The following is a 1,248-nucleotide window of genomic DNA, read 5'->3' on the forward strand; positions in this document are numbered from 1 at the left end:
TGGCCTTCCCCCGCTTTTCCGGACAGGTAAACTAGCCCGTCATGCGTTGCTCGAACTGAACCGGGCTAAGGAAGTTCAGTGTTGAATGTCGGCGATGCGGATTGTAGAAGCGCTCGATGTAATCGAACACGTCGGCCCGCGCCGCGTCCCTCGTGCGATAGACGCTTCGGTTCACACGCTCTGTCTTCAGGGTGCTGAAGAAGCTTTCCATCGCGGCATTGTCCCAACAATCACCGCGACGACTCATGCTGCAGGTAATGCCTTGCTGCCTGAGTAGCGACTGGAAGTCCTCGCTGGTGTACTGGCTGCCCTGGTCGCTGTGATGTATCAATTCGGCTGGTCGCCCTCGACGCCAGAGCGCCATCAGCAACGCATCGGCCACCATCTTTGCGTGCATCGTATTGCTCATTGACCAGCCGACGATGCGGCGCGAGTACAGGTCCATCACGGCGGCAACGAACAACCAGCCTTCCGCAGTCCAGATATAGGTAAAGTCGGCGACCCATTTCCGGTTCGGCGCGTCAGCTTCAAACTGGCGTTGCAGGTAATTCGGCGCGATGCCGTGAGCCGCCGCAGCCCCTGAATTGCCAGGCATGCGACGTCGCCGCTGTCGAGCCTGCAATCCAGCCTGCTGCATCAGTCGGGCAACACGATTCACTCCACAGCGTTCGCCCGCTGCACGCAGATCGTGCCAGATGCGTGGGCTACCGTAGGTCTTGTCGCTTAACTCGAAACTTTCCCGGACCAGCCGCGCGAGTCGAACATTCTCCTGCGAACGCTTGCCCGGTGCTCGACCGAGCCATTCGTAGAAACCGCTATGCGAGACCCCGAGCAACCGGCACATGGCCCGAGTCGGCCAGACGCCGCGCTGCCGTACTATCCAGGCGTACTTCACTGCGGGTCCTTCGCGAAGTAGCCGAGCGCTTTTTTTAGAATGTCGCGTTCCATCGTGACCCGCCTCAACTCGCGCTGCAGGCGCTGCACTTCGGAAAGTGCTTCGGCTCGCAGTGGCTTGCTGGCGTCCATCTCCAGCGCCCCATCTCGCGCCAACCTGACCCAACGGCGCAGCAGATTCTCGCCAATGCCAAGGTCGCGCGCTATCTGGGTTACGACAGCACCCGGCTCGTTGCATAGCCGGACCGCCTCGCGTTTGAATTCGTCGGTGAAGTGCCTTCTTGTTCTGCTCATTCCATCCTCTCAGGATTACGTCAGCTTAGCTGATGTGTCCGGGAGAACAGGGGAAGGCCA

1 protein-coding gene is annotated in these 1,248 nt (G+C 60.1%); it reads right to left on the bottom strand.

Annotated features, from left to right (window positions below):
- Positions 1–31 precede the first annotated feature (31 nt).
- A protein-coding gene (locus G3N97_RS38875) for an IS3 family transposase (RefSeq protein WP_205998011.1) occupies positions 32–1,188 on the bottom strand; the annotation gives its coding sequence in 2 pieces (ribosomal slippage) (positions 32–921 and positions 921–1,188; 1,158 coding nt in all).
- Between the last annotated feature and the right edge of the window lie 60 nt (positions 1,189–1,248).

This window comes from Paraburkholderia sp. Ac-20347 (genome assembly GCF_017104805.1).
In the GTDB taxonomy this organism is placed as follows: Bacteria; Pseudomonadota; Gammaproteobacteria; order Burkholderiales; family Burkholderiaceae; genus Paraburkholderia; species Paraburkholderia tropica.